The sequence below is a fragment of the Priestia sp. P5_B4 genome (assembly GCF_056400385.1).
On record NZ_JBFULJ010001388.1, the window covers coordinates 1 to 674 of the forward strand.

Below are 674 nucleotides of genomic sequence, written 5' to 3' on the forward strand. Positions count from 1 at the left end.
TTTTAAGTGTGCTGCTAATGAAGCTGCTTCAGCAGATACACCTTCCATTAAGTCTCCGTCACCACAAATACCATACGTAAAGTGGTCTACAATTTCTAAACCTTCTTTGTTGTATGTTTCAGCTAAATGACGTTCTGCCATTGCTTTACCAACAGCCATTGCAATACCTTGTCCTAGTGGACCAGTTGTTGCATCAACACCTGCTGTATGACCGAACTCTGGATGACCTGGTGTTTTACTTCCCCATTGACGGAAGTTTTTAAGGTCTTCAATTGATAAGTCATATCCAGCTAAATGAAGCAAGCTGTATAATAGTGCCGATCCGTGTCCTGCTGATAATACAAAGCGGTCACGGTTGAACCAGTTTGGATTCTTTGGATTGATGTTCATAAATTTTGTCCACAATGTATATGCCATTGGAGCAGCTCCCATTGGCATACCTGGGTGACCTGAATTTGCTTTTTCAATCGCATCGATTGATAAAGTACGAATTGTTGCAATCGAAAGATCTTCAATACGTTGTGTCATACTCTTCATTCCTTTCAAAACTATGTACATATGTTATCATACTAATGATTTGCTTATTTGTACAATACTTGAACCAAAAAAATTTCCACTTTTACAGTTTTTGTGTGCCTTATTAAAAATATACAAAAAACTAGAAGGAACACTCC

1 pseudogene is annotated in these 674 nt (G+C 38.0%); it reads right to left on the minus strand.

Going from position 1 to position 674, the window contains the following annotated elements:
* Window positions 1-528 (minus strand): annotated as a pseudogene (locus AC1DRF_RS31165) (transketolase); the annotation flags it as partial.
* Window positions 529-674: the final 146 nt, after the last annotated feature.